Origin of the sequence: Pseudoalteromonas sp. SWYJZ98, from assembly GCF_015864495.1 — a bacterium.
Lineage (GTDB): Bacteria > Pseudomonadota > Gammaproteobacteria > Enterobacterales > Alteromonadaceae > Pseudoalteromonas > Pseudoalteromonas distincta.
Genome location: NZ_JADYXA010000042.1, coordinates 1 through 15127 on the forward strand (window position 1 = coordinate 1; position 15127 = coordinate 15127).

Sequence of the window (15127 nt, forward strand, 5' to 3'; positions counted from 1 at the left end):
TTGCTATGTGAAAGTAGGACATTACCAGGCTTCAAATTGTAGAGAGCCCGACTAGAAATAGTCGGGCTTTTTTACGTCTGAAGAAAAGTGAAATACGCGCAATTAATAGGCACTCACATCAATACCCATCACCTACCACGTAGGTCGGGCGAGCGTAGCGACTCCCGACACAAAGAGAGTGTAGCATTTCACTGTGGCTCTCCACCGCCGTGGGCACTACGACATCCTACTGCGTAGCGTACAGACCTCAAATTGTAGAGAACCTGACTAGAAATAGTCGGGCTTTTTTACGTCTGCAGAAAAGTGAAATGTGCGTAGTTAACACACACTCACAGCAACATCCATCAGGTAGGTCGGGCGAGCGCAGCGACTCCCGACGTTAAAATCACATCTAGGAGTGTGCAATTAATATTTATAAAAGTAGGATTGTTAATGAGTACAGAGATATTTAGTCGTTAATCATTACTTAAAATTTTATCTAGCTGTCCCGCTCTCATTTTTATATAGATACTTCTAATAAAGTACTTAAGAAAACTGTACTATTACAGGTGTTTTAAAATAACTATAACGAGAAACATATGAAATTATTAACTGCTGTAACTTTATTACTTGCTTCATCGACAGCCTTTGCACGCCCTGCACCGTTAGTGTCTATTCCTACTCATGATGCCTTTTTTAATAGTATTGCAGCGCATTGCGGTAAAGCTTTTGAAGGTGAAGTAGCGGTAGATAACGCGAAAGGCCCAAGCTCATTTACAGATAAAAAACTGGTTATGCATGTACGCAAATGTAGTGAGACTGAGTTACAAGTACCGTTTCATGTAGGAGACGATGCATCACGTACGTGGATCATAACTAAAACGGGTAGTGGCTTGAGTTTAAAGCACGATCATCGTCATAAAGATGGAACAGACGACGCATCAACTATGTATGGTGGTCATACGCTTGATGCAGGGTTCGCGCAGATACAGTCGTTTCCAGCAGACCAATACTCTAAAGAGTTATTTGTAAAACAAGGTCTTGCGCAGTCTGTAGGTAATACATGGCAAATGTATATTTACCCAGAAGTATTTACTTATCGATTAATTCGCCAAGGACGTGAGTTTAAGGTGGATTTTGATTTAACTAAACCGATTACTCCACCATCAGCACCTTGGGGTTATAAAGACTAAGGTTACTTACCCTTACTTGTATTTTCTTTAGTTTCGCATTGGAGTAAAACACTTAAATCTGGTTGGTAAGCGCGTGGTTTTGTTGGAAAGCGTTCGTACTCTTGCACGCCTTCAAGTACTTTCAACATAAAGGTATTGCCTCGGCATAGACGGTCAGCATGACGTAACAAAAATACACTTTGATTGGTAAAGTGTTTGTAATCGTCTGACTGGATTTCTATTTTATAGTTGTCTTCGCCAATTTGTGTTTGGTAGTAATGTACTTTGTTATCAAAGTCGTAGAGCTTCTCGGTTTCGGCTTTTTCAGCAAGTGCAGTATTTGCACTCGAAAGGGCCACCAGCGTAGCGCCTATAAATAAGCGTGGTGTGTTTATTCCTTTCATAAAATGTATCCTTTAATTTGCGAACTTTATACCCATTAATAAGAGTAATAAGGTCGATTTCTTTACGTATTAGTCTAACACCCAAAAAGGGAAAGTGTGATGTTCAAACAAATAAAACAACTTTTTGCTGTATTCGATGAACAGCAGCCAAGTATGCAAGAGCACGATTTAAAAACAGCGGTTGCTGCATTATTAATTGAAGTTATGCGCGCAGATACCAAGCTTGAACATGATGAACAACGAACCCTGACTGTAACCTTAAAAAAGTACTTTAATTTAACAGACACTGAGGTTAATGAGCTTACTAATAATGCGGCAAGTAGCTTAGATGATTCGATAGATTACTTTCAGTTTTCAAAGCAGATTAATGAGCATTGTAGCGCGGCGCAGCGAATAGAAATAATAGAGTTATTATGGCGCTTAGCGTATGCCGATGGAGAAATAGATCCCCAAGAAGACTACGTTATACGTAAAGTAGCAGGGCTTTTATATGTAACGCATACCGACTTTATCGCCGCCAAAATAGCAGCGACAAAGTAAGTAGGCGTGCGTGCAAGTTATTTTAACTTACTTGCAACGCTTACTAACTGATGAGCGAGGGCTGATACTTTTTCAGCCGTTACAGGTTCATTTATTTGCCCATTTTCATTAAACAATGTGTGCACAGCGGGTACTGCAAGTTGATCGGCAAGTACTAACGATCCAATGCCGCTTAATATATCACGCACATGATTTAAACCGCGTAAGCCGCCAAGCCCACCAGGCGATGCTGCAAACAAAGCAACCACTTTATTACGAAAAGCAGGAACAGCACCTTGTTCTGTGCGCGATGCCCAATCAATCGCATTTTTTAGTGCTGCGGTAATAGAGCCGTTGTACTCTGGGCTTGCTAGTAAAATACCGTCGGCTGTACGTAGCTTATCTTTTAAAAGCTGTACATCGCTTGGTGTACCTTGCGCTTCAATATCTTCGTTAAATAGTGGGATGTTTAATTCGTTTAGTTTTATTACTTCTACTTCAGCACCTGTTTGTAGAGCAAAGCGTGCTGCCTCATTAATAATTTTTTGATTAAAGCTTTCTTGGCGAAGGCTTCCTGCTAGGGCGATAATTTTTGGTGCTGACATGGTAGTGGCCTTTTAATGTTTTAAGTTACATGACTAATGTAGCAAAATTTCACTTGTAGAAAACCCTAATAAACGCAACACTTGTGTGCGTATATGCACATAAGTAAAAGGTAGGCAGCATGGCGATAAAATTTGAAGATTGGCAAGACGTTAAAGTTGCGTTTGAAGTGGCACGGTTAGGCACGCTAACAGCAGCGGCCGAGGAGCTTAATGTGCACCACAGCACAGTGCTTAGGCGAATTAATAATCTTGAAAAAAACTTAAATGCACGGCTTTTTCATCGCCATGCTCGTGGCTACAAGGTTACTGAAATTGGCACCAAGTTATTTGCAACAGCACAAACAATCCATAGCTCCTTAGAGCAGTTACATAACGATATAGTAGCGGCCGATAGCACCCTTAGAGGTAGTTTGTTGCTAACGACGGTAAGTGGCTTCATGGATGTCCTTGGTGATGTATGTGAGCAATTTCAGGCGCTACATCCACAAGTGCAGCTTGAGGTTATTTTAGAACAAAAAAGGCTAAGGCTCGATCACGGACAAGCACATATTGCAGTGCGTGCAGGCCCAAGACCTGATGAAGGCGATTATATTGCTCAGCATTTGGCGCAGCTTTCATCGGGTTTATACGCTAATAAACGTTACATTAATAAATACGGTATGCCTAAATTATTAAGTGATTTACAACAACATAACTTTGTATCGGGCGTGGCAGGTTTTAATGCCCGCGTGCCTTATTTTGCATGGGCTGATGAGCACATTCCTGCATCGCAAATAAAGCTGCGAGTATCTGAAACTGCAGAAGCGACTCGTGCAATCATTAAAGGGCTAGGCATTGGCGGATTACAACATGACGTAGCGGCGCAATATCCTGATTTAGTGCCTATATTGCACAGTGAGTTAAGCTGGCCTACCGATGTATGGTTAGTCACGCATCACTTAGTGCATCGTACTGCTAAAGTACAAGCTTTTGCAGGGTTGTTAAAAATACACTTTAGTAAGTTAGCTGCTAATCAATAGTTTTAGCAGCGTTTTAGCTGTATTTTAAATGATTATAGTGTTTTTTTTACTTCTATCCCTAGGCGTTTAGCCAAGCGTACTAAGTTTGCTCTATCTAATTCAAGCACTCTTGCTGCTGCTGACCAGTTGTAGTTATGCTTCTTTAGTTGCTCGGTAATTACGTTGTATTGCAACGATTCTACAGCTTGCTTTAAAGGTTGGTTGATTAAGGTGTTGGTTGTACTTTGGCTTGCTACTAGAGAGTTTTGCGGCGCACTCGGTGTTAAGTCACAGTGCTCGCTTGTAATGGTTATTATTGGATTTTGCCATTGGCTTTGTTTTGCTTTAAGGGCGCTGCGGCTAATGACGTGTTCAAGCTCGCGCACGTTACCTGGCCAGTTGTACTGATTAAGCAATACTTGCGCTTCAGGGCTTAGTTTTAATTGTTTTATCCCTAATTTACGGGCTGTTTGCTCGATAAAATAACCAGCTAAGAGTGTTATGTCGTGCTCGCGTTCACTAAGTGGTGGCACAGTAATAGGGTAGACACTGAGGCGATGGTATAAATCGGCTCTAAAGCGACCTTGAGCTACTTCTTCTTTTAAATTTCTGTTGGTTGCAGCAACGACGCGTACATCTACGTACTTTGGCGTGTCTTCTCCTACCGTTTGTATTTCGCCACTTTGTAGCACTCGTAATAGTTTACTTTGCATGGGCAGGGGCAGTTCGCCTATTTCATCTAAAAATAACGTGCCGCCATCAGCTAATTGAAATTTACCTTGGCGCGAATTTTGTGCGCCTGTAAAAGCCCCTTTCGCATGACCAAAAAATTCACTTTCAGCGAGGTTTTCGGGAAGCGATGCACAATTTAAGTGAATAAGCGGTTGATCTTTTCGAGCTGAATTTAAGTGAATATTACGCGCAACAAGTTCTTTTCCTACCCCTGTTTCACCTAATATCAGCACGCTAAAGTTAGATGCTGCAACGAGTTTAATTTCGTTTTTAAGTGTTTGCATTAGCGGACTTTGACCAATAATTTCACCGCCGTCCCGTGTTAACGCTTCACGATTTAGTTCTTGTACTAATGCACTTGAGTGCTGTGCATGCTGTTTGTAATGGGCAAGCTCTAAAGCTGTTTTAAAGTGCGCACTACACAGCGTTTGTAGGGTATTGAGTGTATCAGCGCTTATGCTGTTAAATGCATTGGCGTTAAGGCTATCAAACGTAAGTACGCCAAGTAGCGCGTTTTTATCATAAAGAGGTAAACCTAAACATGCATGTACCGGTATGTCGCCGGTTTTAGCTAATAGCAATCCGTCGTATGGATCGGGTAGTGGGCAGTCGTGCGCAAATTGAAGCGCGAGTGTGCTTTTGCAAATAGCTTCTAGGCGAGGGTGTTCTACTATTTTAAATCGTCTGCCTAAACTGTCGGGCATTAATCCTTTAATTGCCAGTGGTTTTAATTGTTCGCCCTGAAGCACTAATAACGCACTTGCATCACTTGGAATAACCCGCTCAACCGTTGCTAGTAATTGATCAAAGCTATGCTCGTGTAGTGTACTTTGAGCAAGCTCTAGAGCAACTTGTGTAAGGTTGAATTGCTGGTTCACGTCAAAATGACCTATTTGTGTTTTTATGAGTTAATTTATAGTAGGTCATAAAGACTCACACTGTAAAGTGATTTAATTTAACTTGTTGAATTTAATTAATTAAACTTGTTGGCACAGTATGTGTAATAGCTAAGTAACGTAGTTAGTTACAGAGATCGCCATGAACACACTAATGCTGAATAATTTAAATAATCAAACACAGTTTAGTTCACTGCATGAGGCACTAGCGTGCGCTGAATACTTTTTTGCTCAGTATGGTGTAGGGCAGGAAATAAAATAATGCGCCCTATAAACTTAACTGAGCCAATGCCAGCACGCGTTGCTATTCATCAAGTATCTCAATGGCCGTTATGGATGCTAGCTTTTAGGCCTTTCTTTTTAGGCGGTGGCTTATTGGCATTTTTGTCAGTGGGGTATTGGCTACTTATTTTAACAGGCCATGCAAGTTGGCACTTATCGATACCTGCGACATTATGGCACGCGCACGAAATGCTGTTTGGCTTTGCAGGAGTTGTAGCTGTTGGCTTTTTACTTACCGCAGCACAAACGTGGACAGGCGTGCCGAGCATAAGTGGCAAAGCTCTTATGTGGCTTACGTTTATATGGCTTGCAGCGCGCTTAGCATTTTTTCTAGTACTGCCAGATATTGCTCATTTTAATTTATATGCTGCACTTACATTACAAGTTATTTGGTGGTTAGGCGCCATAACCGCGTTGGCTAATATGTTATTAAAAGCCAATAGCAAGAGTAACTATCCGTTTTTAGCTATTTTAGCTGTGCTTTGTGGACTCAATGTATTGTATTTAATACTTGTTTTACAACAAAACATGCAGCTTGCACTTGGTGTGGTTGATACCGCAGTACTGGTAATTACTTTACTAGTTGGCATTGTTGCGGGCCGCGTTTTACCATTTTTTACCGCTAAAGGTCTAGGTTTAGCCGCACAAGTTCGCACTCCTAAAATAGATAAAGCGGTGATGTATTTATCTATTTTGGCGATCACTTTGTTTTTCATCAACAAGTTGTTTTTGAACACGATTAATCCTGCGTTAGTTGTTGCAACTGTTGCTGCGCTTCACCTGCTTAGGGCTGGTTGTTGGTGGGATAGCAAGGTATTGAGAGTGCCGTTGTTATGGTCTTTACATTTTTCCTACTTAGCGTTAGGCGTAGGGTTAATGATGGTTGCATTTAGCTTTTATAGCAGTGCAATACAATTTAAAGATGCGCTGCACTTAATCACTATTGGCACAATAGGTATGATGATTTTAGCAATGATGACGCGTGTATCACATGGTCATACAGGGCGTACACTCGCTATTCCTCATTACATGGCTGTTGCTTTTGCGTTTTTGCTTGTGGCCGCTATTACTCGTTCATTACTCCCTTTTATTATTGGGCCTCACCTTGCTTGGCAAATAAGTGCTTTGCTGTGGTTAGTGGCTTTTTCATTATTTTTAATTCACTGCACACCTATATTAACGCGGCGTCGTGTTGATGGGCGTCGTGGTTAGTTCATCCATAGGAAACACATATGTTATCTGATAAAACCATTGAGATTGTAAAAAGCACAGTTCCGTTATTAGCGCAGGCGGGTACGGTTGTTACCGATCATTTTTATAAGCGTTTATTTAGCCATAATCCTGAGCTTAAAAATATTTTTAATATGGCGAATCAAGATACAGGTCGTCAGCAATTTGCACTTTTTAATGCATTGGCTGCGTATGCACAAAATATTGATAATTTAGCCGTATTAAAAGAAGCGCTAACACGTATTAATCATAAGCATACAAGCTTGAATATTTTACCTGAGCATTACCCTATTGTAGGTGCACACTTAATTGGTACGCTTAAAGAGCTTCTTCCTGAGCAATTTACTCCCGATGTTGAATACGCTTGGCGCGAAGCTTACGGCGTACTTGCTGATATTTGTATAACCGAAGAAGCTGCTTTGTATGAGCACAGTAAAAATAAACACGGTGGTTGGGCGGGAACTCGCCAATTTGAAATAACCAACAAACAGGCCGAATCAGAACTAGTAACGAGTTTTACACTTACGCCAGTTGATGGCGAAGCTGTTATTACACATAAACCAGGGCAGTATTTAGGTATTAAAGTTAAGCCAGAGGGCGCTGAATATGAAGAAATTCGCCAGTATTCTATTTCACAAAAAAGTAACGCTAAAAACTACCGTATTAGTGTTAAAAAAGAGCTACAGCCAAAGCCTGGCATGGTGTCTAATTATTTACACTCATTAGAGCAAGGCACTATTGTTGAGTTATACCCGCCAGCAGGAGACTTCTTTTTACGCAATAACACAAGTCCAGTGGTTCTCATTTCAGCAGGTGTTGGGCAAACGCCAATGCTGGCTATGCTTGAAACGTTATTAAGTGACAATTCTAATCAAGAGATTATGTATTTACATGCTTGCGAAAATACTCAGCAACATTCGTTTTCAAAATATTTATATGATCTAACAGCGCAGAATAACCACTTGAAAACAATAACGTGGTTTAACCAAGCGACAGAGGGCGCTGACTTTACTGGGTTAATGAACCTAAATGCAGTACAAGCACAGCTACCATTGAGTAATGGCGACTTTTACTTATGTGGTCCTGCCGGTTTTATGGCATTTATAAAAAAGCAGTTACTTGAACTAGGTGTTAAAAACGAGCAGATTCATTATGAAGTGTTTGGTCCGCATGAAGACTTGTAATAACGCTTTAAAATAGAAAAAGGCGTACAGCGATGTGCTGCGCGCCTTTTTATAAACGCTAATAAAGTGCCTTATAATTCTTTACAGGTCACACCTTTAAGTACTGTAGTAAGCTCTTTTTTAGGATAGTAAAGCTCGCATTGGTTATTACGTAGTTGCAAAATAAACTTCTCAGATTTTATATTATGCGCGCCCATAATTACTCTGCCATCAGACCCTTTACTCATTGCATGATCAATTAGCAGTTCGCTACGTTTAGTAAATACCGAATCGGAAAGTGTTACTAATGCGCCTCCCTTAGCTTGTTGAATTGCCTGTTGTAGTGTTGCAATAACGCTGGGATTAACGCTCGTTAATATAGCGGGTTTAGCGGGCTCACTATTTACACTTTGGCATCCTCCCAAAGCGAATAAGGTAGCTAATGGGAGTAATAATTTAGCCATTACCTTTCCTCACTCAGTGTTGGCCAAGTTAAGTCCATATTACGCTGGGTAAATTGCTCAGGCATATTTAAAGGAATGAGAGATTCACGAGAGCTTGAAAAATTAGCTGGCTCTGCTTTTGCAGCAGCCGTTCTAATTGGACAACTGCCATTTTCAACATGAAACAATGCGGTGGCTAAAACGGCCTCGTCACTGTCGCCTAACTGATGATCAAAGTCGTCTTCAATTTCACAACCTTGAACATCAGCATCAAATTGTGGCGTAGGGGTTGGTGTAAAACCCGCAGCGTATTCGCCAAATCCTTTGCTATTTACCCCACTAAACTGAATAGTATAATAGGTTGTTGCGCAGTTATGGGTTGGGGTAAAGCCATAGGGCTTACCGCAGGTCGTGTCACCAATTAAAATAACTTCTGCGTCTATACCCTTTAAACCATTAATAAAAGCTTCTGATGCCGAACAGGTGCCTGATGTGCTTAATACATAAACCTTTGATAGGTTTAAATCAGGTAGGTTTTCACCTGTGCTAAAAAAAGTAGAGTAATCTATTTCTTCATCAATAAATGGAAAAGGCGAATCAACGGGTTGTTTATCGTTTTGTTGGGTTTGATAATAAAAGCGGTTATTAACGTTGGCATTACCGGCAACCATATAAGCCAATTGAGCTGATAGCGCCAATAAGCCGCCGCCGTTATATCTAAAGTCGATTACAAGCTCATCAATACCATCGGTTTTAAACTTATTTACCGCGTCAATAAGCCCTTCTTGGGCAATGCTTATATGGCTATTAAATTGCATGTAACCCACGCTTGAACCATTTGCGGTTGTAATCGTTTTAACATTTTGAACTGGTGTTTGCTCAATATTACCAGCGGTTACATTAAATGTTTTTTCGGCGCCATCGTTACTGCGTACAACAATAGTATGTGAATCGCCGTTAGTTGGGCTAAATAAACCTTCGTTAAGCGTATCTACACCCGACTCTGTATTAGTATTAATGCTAACACCGTCAACTGAAAGTACAGTATCACCACGTTGAAAGCCTATTTGGCTTGCGGGCGAGTCATCTTCAAGATAAGCGACGCGTAAAATACGGTCGGCTGTATCGCCAATAAACGCCCAATTTATACCGTAACCAGAAGTAACGCCCGATTGCGCTTCTTGAAAGTAATCTTCAGTAGGTTCTGAAAAATGAAAGTTATCTTTTTTTGCCCCTGAGTCGGTAAGCTGCTCTGTTTTTAATTGAGCGAAGTAATCGGCTACTGTGCCAAAGCTTTCAGGATCGTTATCGGCAATCTCATCATACCAAAGGTAGGTTTCGTCGCTCCAAGAGCGAAGCCAGAGTTTTTCGTAAAGGGCAGAACCTGCTTGATCTGGGTAAGGCTCGTTGTTATTAAAGGGATCGTTACCCGTACGCGGGGTTTCGCAAAAGTTTTTTAAATCGTTAGAGGGTTCAAATACACCCGCAGTCCATGTTGGACTGCTACTAACAGGTGTTGTGACGATAGGCGTAGTAATTACAGGAGCAGAGTCGATGCCGCTACCGCCGCCACAACCCGTTAAAGCAAAGCCCGAAAGTGCTGCAAAAATGGCTAGCGAGGTTTTATTATTTTTAAACATAGTTAAGGACTTTCTGTAAATAAGTTGTTTAAAATATTACAACACTCGCTCATTTATTCAACATTTATAGCTTTGATTTATGTAAATGAGTGTTAAAGCTTAGAGCTTGCTCGCACTACTTGTATCTGCGAATGCTTGCTTTTGCCATGCATTAAATAACTTTTGCTGTTTATCAGAGACTTTTAAACCGTATGTTTTTTGCATGTAAGCGTAAGTGTCGGCTATACGTTTACGTGCATAGACAGGCGGTTCAACTACACGTTGCTTAAAGTTTACTTTTACTTCGCAGCGACCATACTGTGTGGCGTTTTCGCTAAGCATGCCAAAACGATAATTAGAGCGATCGGCATTAATTTCGCCAATAGCTGGCGCTAAGTTATTTATATCAGCTTCCATTTTTCTAAATTTAGCACTTACTTTACGGCAGTTTTTACGTCCGCCATCTTGCCAACATTGTAGCTGATGACCAAATTCCCACGCCGGAACAATATGTTCCCACTCAATGCGTAGTGCTCGCACATTTACTTTGCCTGAGCGGGTAAGTGTATTTCGAGGAATGTAACCACAGTTAGAAGGATCAGGAATGAGTTTTTTGCCTTCTTTTTTAATATCACAACCGCAGTAAATACTTTTGGCGTTGTCAGGGAGGGTTTTAATTAAATGTCTTTTAGCCGTTGAAAAACGGGTAAATTGTTCGGCAGATACCGAAAAACACACACAACAAGCCAGTAAGGCCAGAATAAATCGAGTCATATCCATCACAAATGTGAACTACAGGAACAGGCAGTTTAAAGCCTTGAAGATAAAAGATAAAGTTAACTTAAGGCCTGCACTTATATTACTAAAAAGTGTCCGATTAATTTTTTATTCAAAGTTATTTTCACTATTCATTTATTTCTTACTATTTATCGTATTTTAATCACACAAGATTATACGTTAAGGAGTATGCTTAAAGCTTACTCAATATGGGGATTTGGATTGCAAATGAAATTTGTTGATTATTATGCAGTGCTCGGAATATCGCCTGATGCAGACGATAAAGCAGTTAAAGTAGCTTATAAAAAATTAGCCAGAAAATATCACCCAGATGTAAGCAAAGAGCCTCAAGCAGAAGATAAGTTTAAAGAAATAGCAGAAGCTTACGAAGTCATTCATAACAAAGAAGAACGCACTAAATACGACGAGTTACGTCGTCATCAACAAAATCGTGCTCGTCAACAGCAAGGTAATTATGGTGGTAACAATGCCTCATCGCAAAGTAATTATCAGCAAAGCGATCCTCAAACCGATCAAGAGTTTTCTGATTTTGTTAATTCAATGTTTGGCGGCGCCGGTGGATTCAATCGTTCCGGGCAGAGCAGAAGTAACGCCGCTCGCGCGCAAAAAGGACAAGATGTGGAAATAGAGTTCCCGATTTTTCTTGAAGAGACTTTAGTTGATACCGTTAAGCCTGTTGAGTTTATGTTACCGCAGCGAGATAGTAGTGGTCGTGTCTCTGAAATTAAAAAATCACTTAAAGTGAAAATTCCCGCAGGTTCAGTAAATGGCGAACGAATTCGACTAAAAGGGCAAGGCGGATTAGGGTCAGCGAACGGGCAAAATGGCGATTTGTACTTACAAATTAGTTTAGTGCCCCACCTATTATTTGATGTTGAAGGTCATAACCTAAATATAGTCGTCCCTCTTGCACCATGGGAAGCGGCTCTTGGTACAAAAATAAATTTACCTACGTTGGCAGGCAAAATCCAATTAACTATTCCATCTAATAGTCAGTCTGGTCAACGCTTGCGTATTAAAGGTAAGGGATTAATGAGTAAAAAAGCCAAAGGTGATTTATTTGCTGTGCTTAAAATTGTTAATCCAACATCTGTTGATGATACCAGTAAAAAACTTTGGGAAGAATTAGCCGAAAAAGCTCACTTTGATCCCCGTAATAACTGGAGCAAGCCATAATGCAAATTATCGTGACACAAAAAGATGATTTACTTACTAGCAAAGAGCTATGTTTGAGTAGTGATATTAGCGAAGCAATTTTATATGAGCTAGTTGAGCACAATATTGCGGTTCCAATTGAGGGGGAGCACGTTACGCAATGGCAATTTACGGTATCTGCAGTGACCCTAGTTAAAAAAGCAGCCCGTATTCAACAGGACTTTTCGTTAGATTGGTCTGCAATAGCTTTAGTTCTACAATTGCTGGATGAGCGTGATGAGTTAATTTCCGAAAACGAAATGTTAAAGCGACATTTGAGTCGATTTAAACACTTGGAATAAAATCTGCCCTTAGGTACTTCCTAGGGCGATTTACTCTTTGATGAGCATGCGCTAGCTCTCAAAAACCAATATGCCTACTTTGATTTATTCTTACTTTTGATTCGGATAAATCGTTTTAGTCGTATATTTTGCATAAGTAGTAATATTCCACTTAGACAAAAGAGTACGCTGGTTGCTGCAAAACTAATAAGCAGTGGATTATTCAAATCCTCTCGTTCATCGTAATCCATAATGTGTAACATCCAAAAAAAGTCAAATATTCGCCATAGTGTGCTGCGAACGGTAATAACTTTGCCGTTATTTTCTGACAAGTACAGTGTTGTGTTAAATGTGTCGTCAAATTGGACCTGCCAAACATTGGTTTTATATCCTACTTCTCGCATACCTAGCTTTAGTAGTACAGCGCTTGTTACTTGAGCGTCAATAAGTAAGTGTGCTTTAGCATTTGCGGTAATTTGTATTTTAGTTGGCGGTTCAAATGGTCGGCCTGTTATGCCATTGAAGCTTTGCTGCTCGTTATTACTAAAGACAGTAATAAGTGGTGTAGTTAAGAAGTTCTCAAAAATTATTTGTGTTGGATTAACCACCTGAGAGGCAATATCGTCAAGGGAGGCAACATAATCAGCCTGCGTAAATGGGTTATTAAGAGTACGTGTTGCAAGATGCTCCCCATGAACTTTATCAAGAGGGATTGCACTCATAATTAAACCACCTAGTAACCATGCTAAAATTTGTAGTGCTAATAAATAACCTAACCATTTATGTAACTTGCGAGCATGTTTAAATATTTTTTTATTCATGTTTTAGTCTTATTATTTTTAGAGGCTAGTTTATTACATTAATAGGATAAGTTACTGCGACATTTTGTCGCAGTTTAAACTATAGCTTACTGTAATCATTTAAAAATAAAAAAGATTACACTTAAATTCCTAACATGACTTATCTGTTTAATTGAGCTGAATATTTGATATCCAGCTAGCTTTAAATGCTAAAAAATACTTAAAAGCTGCGAAATATCCATATAAAGTGGTTAATAGAGCATAGTTGATTTGGTATAACGGTAAAACTGCGTTAAAGTTTGCAATGAAATTATTAGAGGATAAATACGAAACGATGTCGGAAATTCAATTTTTAAATGTAGATCTTGAGCTTGAATCAAAGCAAGATATTAGTTTGCTAGTGGCGGACTTGAAAAAAGTCGCGACGATTTTACATTATGACAAAGACGAATACCGTCAACTAGCGCGTATTGAAGCTACAGGTGAGGTGAGCACACCTGATAAAGCCATAAACCATATATGTGAGCTTATTGAATCGTGTTCGCGTAACGCGCTAAAGCAATGGTTAAGCTGTTCACGTAGAACGTTTGATATTGGTTTTGAATCAGGGACTTCTCCTAAGTGCTTTAATCAAGCCTTAGATGCAGATACATTATTGCGTATATCTGCGATTGGTGCGGGTATGGAAATTACCATTTACCCAATCGAAAAGTAACTATCTTCGCTCTACGACTGCTGCGGTCATTTTTGATACGCAGCACAGCTCATTGCGGCTATTTGTAATTTTTATTTCCCATACTGAACTACGTTTGCCAATATGAAACGCTCTTGCCGTTGCTGTTAAAGTGCCGTTGCGAGATGCTTTTAAATGACTTGCGCTAATTTCCTGCCCTACACAGTAAAATTTAGTAAAATCGACAACAAAGTTAGCGGCATAGCTGGCAACTGTTTCGGCAAGTACAACGTTAGCTCCGCCGTGAACCATCCCCATTGGGTTATGATGCTCAGGAATTGCCGGCATTGTGGCAACCAAATAATCATCGCCAATTTCTGTGACTTCTATCCCCATAGTTTTCATTAATGTTCCTTGGCCATTAATGCCTTGTTCTAACTGCTTGCACAGCTCTAAGGTGATGGGCTGGTACCAAATACTCATAATGTCTCCTTTGCATTTTTAATCATTTATAAACTTAGCTTTAGTTATATCCCTAAAATGTACACAAGTGAAATTACTTTAGCTATTTTAAGGCTTAATTTAAATTTGCGATTTTTATTTAACTGTATATACTCACAGTTAAATATACTGTATGGAAAACCAGTTGTATGCGACCATTAACGAACCGCCAAGCTCAAATACTCGAACTAATTAAAGTTTTTATTAAAGACACTGGTATGCCTCCTACACGTGCTGAAATAGCGCAAACATTAGGTTTTAAAAGTGCCAATGCTGCTGAAGAACATTTAAAAGCACTTGCTAAAAAAGGCGCAATTAAAATGAAACCAGGTGCAAGCCGTGGTATTCAATTAATTGAAGAAGAAGAGCCAGAACAATTAGGTTTACCGCTTATAGGGCGTGTTGCTGCTGGTTCACCTATTTTGGCGCAAGAGCACGTTGAAAGTCACTGCAAAATCGATCCATTAATGTTTAAACCGGCTGCAGATTTTTTACTACGCGTTAACGGTATGAGCATGAAAGATATTGGTATTATGGATGGTGATTTACTTGCTGTACATCGTACTCAAACCGCTGAAAACGGACAAGTTGTTGTTGCCCGCCTAGACGAAGACGTAACTGTAAAACGTCTTGAGAAAGCGGGTCGTAAAGTATTACTTCATGCTGAAAACGACGATTTTGACTCTATTGAAGTAGATCTTGAGAATGAGTCTTTTAATATTGAAGGCTTAGCCGTTGGCGTTATAAGAAACGCTGATTGGATGTGACTTTAAAAATAGCTTTTAAACAAGCAGTTTTATAAATGCGTACTAACTAGTACGCATTTTTGTTTTAAAAT

At 39.9% G+C, this 15127-nt stretch carries 17 protein-coding genes; 9 read left to right on the plus strand and 8 right to left on the minus strand.

Going from position 1 to position 15127, the window contains the following annotated elements; genetic code table 11:
• The first annotated feature begins 578 nt into the window (after nt 1-578).
• The gene (locus I6F10_RS16990) at nt 579-1172 is read left to right on the plus strand and encodes a hypothetical protein (RefSeq protein WP_197099156.1); all 594 of its coding nucleotides are present in this window, start codon (nt 579-581) and stop codon (nt 1170-1172) included.
• A 2-nt stretch (nt 1173-1174) separates the two neighbouring features.
• Here I6F10_RS16990 and I6F10_RS16995 read toward each other — a convergent pair whose 3' ends face one another.
• Nucleotides 1175-1555 carry a hypothetical protein gene (locus I6F10_RS16995; RefSeq protein ID WP_002959647.1) on the minus strand — a complete coding sequence of 127 codons (381 nt, stop codon included), beginning with the start codon at nt 1553-1555 and terminating at the stop codon, nt 1175-1177.
• Nucleotides 1556-1654: 99 nt separating this feature from the next.
• Between I6F10_RS16995 and I6F10_RS17000 the strand changes: the two genes are divergently transcribed.
• Nucleotides 1655-2095, plus strand: a complete 441-nt coding sequence (locus I6F10_RS17000) for a tellurite resistance TerB family protein (RefSeq protein ID WP_002959645.1) — start codon at nt 1655-1657, stop codon at nt 2093-2095.
• 17 nt (nt 2096-2112) lie between these two features.
• Here I6F10_RS17000 and I6F10_RS17005 read toward each other — a convergent pair whose 3' ends face one another.
• Complete coding sequence (locus I6F10_RS17005; RefSeq protein ID WP_024605004.1) at nt 2113-2679, minus strand: NADPH-dependent FMN reductase; 567 nt, start codon at nt 2677-2679, stop codon at nt 2113-2115.
• A gap of 119 nt (nt 2680-2798) precedes the next feature.
• On the opposite strand from I6F10_RS17005, the gene I6F10_RS17010 reads away from it, so the two are divergent.
• Entirely contained in the window at nt 2799-3698 is a 900-nt protein-coding gene (locus I6F10_RS17010) for a LysR family transcriptional regulator (RefSeq protein WP_197099157.1), read from the plus strand.
• Nucleotides 3699-3730: 32 nt separating this feature from the next.
• On the opposite strand, the gene norR is transcribed toward I6F10_RS17010, so the two are convergent.
• The gene (gene norR, locus I6F10_RS17015; protein WP_182197791.1) at nt 3731-5287 is read right to left on the minus strand and encodes a nitric oxide reductase transcriptional regulator NorR; all 1557 of its coding nucleotides are present in this window, start codon (nt 5285-5287) and stop codon (nt 3731-3733) included.
• A gap of 279 nt (nt 5288-5566) precedes the next feature.
• Between norR and I6F10_RS17020 the strand changes: the two genes are divergently transcribed.
• Both I6F10_RS17020 and hmpA read left to right on the plus strand, forming a co-directional pair.
• Entirely contained in the window at nt 5567-6799 is a 1233-nt protein-coding gene (locus tag I6F10_RS17020) for an NnrS family protein (protein WP_024605007.1), read from the plus strand.
• Nucleotides 6800-6819: 20 nt separating this feature from the next.
• Nucleotides 6820-8001 (plus strand): NO-inducible flavohemoprotein, encoded by a 1182-nt coding sequence (hmpA, locus tag I6F10_RS17025; RefSeq protein ID WP_024605008.1) that lies wholly within the window; start codon nt 6820-6822, stop codon nt 7999-8001.
• Nucleotides 8002-8072: 71 nt separating this feature from the next.
• Here hmpA and I6F10_RS17030 read toward each other — a convergent pair whose 3' ends face one another.
• The 3 genes from I6F10_RS17030 to I6F10_RS17040 form a co-directional block, all read right to left on the minus strand.
• On the minus strand, nt 8073-8444 hold the full coding sequence (locus I6F10_RS17030; protein WP_197099158.1) for a hypothetical protein: 372 nt from the start codon (nt 8442-8444) through the stop codon (nt 8073-8075).
• Nucleotides 8444-10063, minus strand: coding sequence for a S41 family peptidase (locus I6F10_RS17035; protein ID WP_197099159.1), 1620 nt, complete (start codon nt 10061-10063; stop codon nt 8444-8446). The genes I6F10_RS17030 and I6F10_RS17035 overlap by 1 nt, the downstream gene beginning before the upstream one ends.
• A gap of 99 nt (nt 10064-10162) precedes the next feature.
• A complete protein-coding gene (locus tag I6F10_RS17040) occupies nt 10163-10816 on the minus strand; it encodes an endonuclease (RefSeq protein ID WP_029751761.1) in 654 nt (217 codons plus the stop codon).
• A gap of 231 nt (nt 10817-11047) precedes the next feature.
• Here I6F10_RS17040 and I6F10_RS17045 point away from each other — a divergent pair, with 231 nt between their 5' ends.
• Together I6F10_RS17045 and I6F10_RS17050 are read left to right on the plus strand one after the other, a co-directional pair.
• A complete protein-coding gene (locus tag I6F10_RS17045; RefSeq protein WP_166379540.1) occupies nt 11048-12016 on the plus strand; it encodes a DnaJ C-terminal domain-containing protein in 969 nt (322 codons plus the stop codon).
• A complete protein-coding gene (locus I6F10_RS17050; RefSeq protein ID WP_197099160.1) occupies nt 12016-12336 on the plus strand; it encodes a chaperone modulator CbpM in 321 nt (106 codons plus the stop codon). The genes I6F10_RS17045 and I6F10_RS17050 overlap by 1 nt, the downstream gene beginning before the upstream one ends.
• Nucleotides 12337-12410: 74 nt before the next feature.
• Here the strand turns inward: I6F10_RS17050 and I6F10_RS17055 are convergent, their stop codons facing one another.
• Complete coding sequence (locus tag I6F10_RS17055; protein ID WP_197099161.1) at nt 12411-13136, minus strand: hypothetical protein; 726 nt, start codon at nt 13134-13136, stop codon at nt 12411-12413.
• 313 nt (nt 13137-13449) lie between these two features.
• Between I6F10_RS17055 and I6F10_RS17060 the strand changes: the two genes are divergently transcribed.
• Nucleotides 13450-13830, plus strand: coding sequence for a hypothetical protein (locus I6F10_RS17060; RefSeq protein ID WP_024595094.1), 381 nt, complete (start codon nt 13450-13452; stop codon nt 13828-13830).
• Here the strand turns inward: I6F10_RS17060 and I6F10_RS17065 are convergent, their stop codons facing one another.
• Nucleotides 13831-14271 (minus strand): PaaI family thioesterase, encoded by a 441-nt coding sequence (locus I6F10_RS17065; RefSeq protein ID WP_149603343.1) that lies wholly within the window; start codon nt 14269-14271, stop codon nt 13831-13833. It lies immediately after the preceding gene.
• A gap of 167 nt (nt 14272-14438) precedes the next feature.
• On the opposite strand from I6F10_RS17065, the gene lexA reads away from it, so the two are divergent.
• Nucleotides 14439-15056 carry a transcriptional repressor LexA gene (gene lexA, locus I6F10_RS17070; RefSeq protein WP_024595093.1) on the plus strand — a complete coding sequence of 206 codons (618 nt, stop codon included), beginning with the start codon at nt 14439-14441 and terminating at the stop codon, nt 15054-15056.
• Nucleotides 15057-15127: the final 71 nt, after the last annotated feature.

Excerpts from the sequence above, each read along its gene's own strand:
- I6F10_RS16990 (WP_197099156.1), top strand. The coding sequence starts at position 579 with ATGAAATTATTAACTGCTGTAACTTTATTACTTGCTTCATCGACAGCC.
- I6F10_RS16995 (WP_002959647.1), bottom strand. The coding sequence starts at position 1,555 with ATGAAAGGAATAAACACACCACGCTTATTTATAGGCGCTACGCTGGTG.
- I6F10_RS17000 (WP_002959645.1), top strand. The coding sequence starts at position 1,655 with ATGTTCAAACAAATAAAACAACTTTTTGCTGTATTCGATGAACAGCAG.
- I6F10_RS17005 (WP_024605004.1), bottom strand. The coding sequence starts at position 2,679 with ATGTCAGCACCAAAAATTATCGCCCTAGCAGGAAGCCTTCGCCAAGAA.
- I6F10_RS17010 (WP_197099157.1), top strand. The coding sequence starts at position 2,799 with ATGGCGATAAAATTTGAAGATTGGCAAGACGTTAAAGTTGCGTTTGAA.
- I6F10_RS17020 (WP_024605007.1), top strand. The coding sequence starts at position 5,567 with ATGCGCCCTATAAACTTAACTGAGCCAATGCCAGCACGCGTTGCTATT.
- hmpA (WP_024605008.1), top strand. The coding sequence starts at position 6,820 with ATGTTATCTGATAAAACCATTGAGATTGTAAAAAGCACAGTTCCGTTA.
- I6F10_RS17030 (WP_197099158.1), bottom strand. The coding sequence starts at position 8,444 with ATGGCTAAATTATTACTCCCATTAGCTACCTTATTCGCTTTGGGAGGA.
- I6F10_RS17035 (WP_197099159.1), bottom strand. The coding sequence starts at position 10,063 with ATGTTTAAAAATAATAAAACCTCGCTAGCCATTTTTGCAGCACTTTCG.
- I6F10_RS17040 (WP_029751761.1), bottom strand. The coding sequence starts at position 10,816 with ATGACTCGATTTATTCTGGCCTTACTGGCTTGTTGTGTGTGTTTTTCG.
- I6F10_RS17045 (WP_166379540.1), top strand. The coding sequence starts at position 11,048 with ATGAAATTTGTTGATTATTATGCAGTGCTCGGAATATCGCCTGATGCA.
- I6F10_RS17050 (WP_197099160.1), top strand. The coding sequence starts at position 12,016 with ATGCAAATTATCGTGACACAAAAAGATGATTTACTTACTAGCAAAGAG.
- I6F10_RS17055 (WP_197099161.1), bottom strand. The coding sequence starts at position 13,136 with ATGAATAAAAAAATATTTAAACATGCTCGCAAGTTACATAAATGGTTA.
- I6F10_RS17060 (WP_024595094.1), top strand. The coding sequence starts at position 13,450 with ATGTCGGAAATTCAATTTTTAAATGTAGATCTTGAGCTTGAATCAAAG.
- I6F10_RS17065 (WP_149603343.1), bottom strand. The coding sequence starts at position 14,271 with ATGAGTATTTGGTACCAGCCCATCACCTTAGAGCTGTGCAAGCAGTTA.
- lexA (WP_024595093.1), top strand. The coding sequence starts at position 14,439 with ATGCGACCATTAACGAACCGCCAAGCTCAAATACTCGAACTAATTAAA.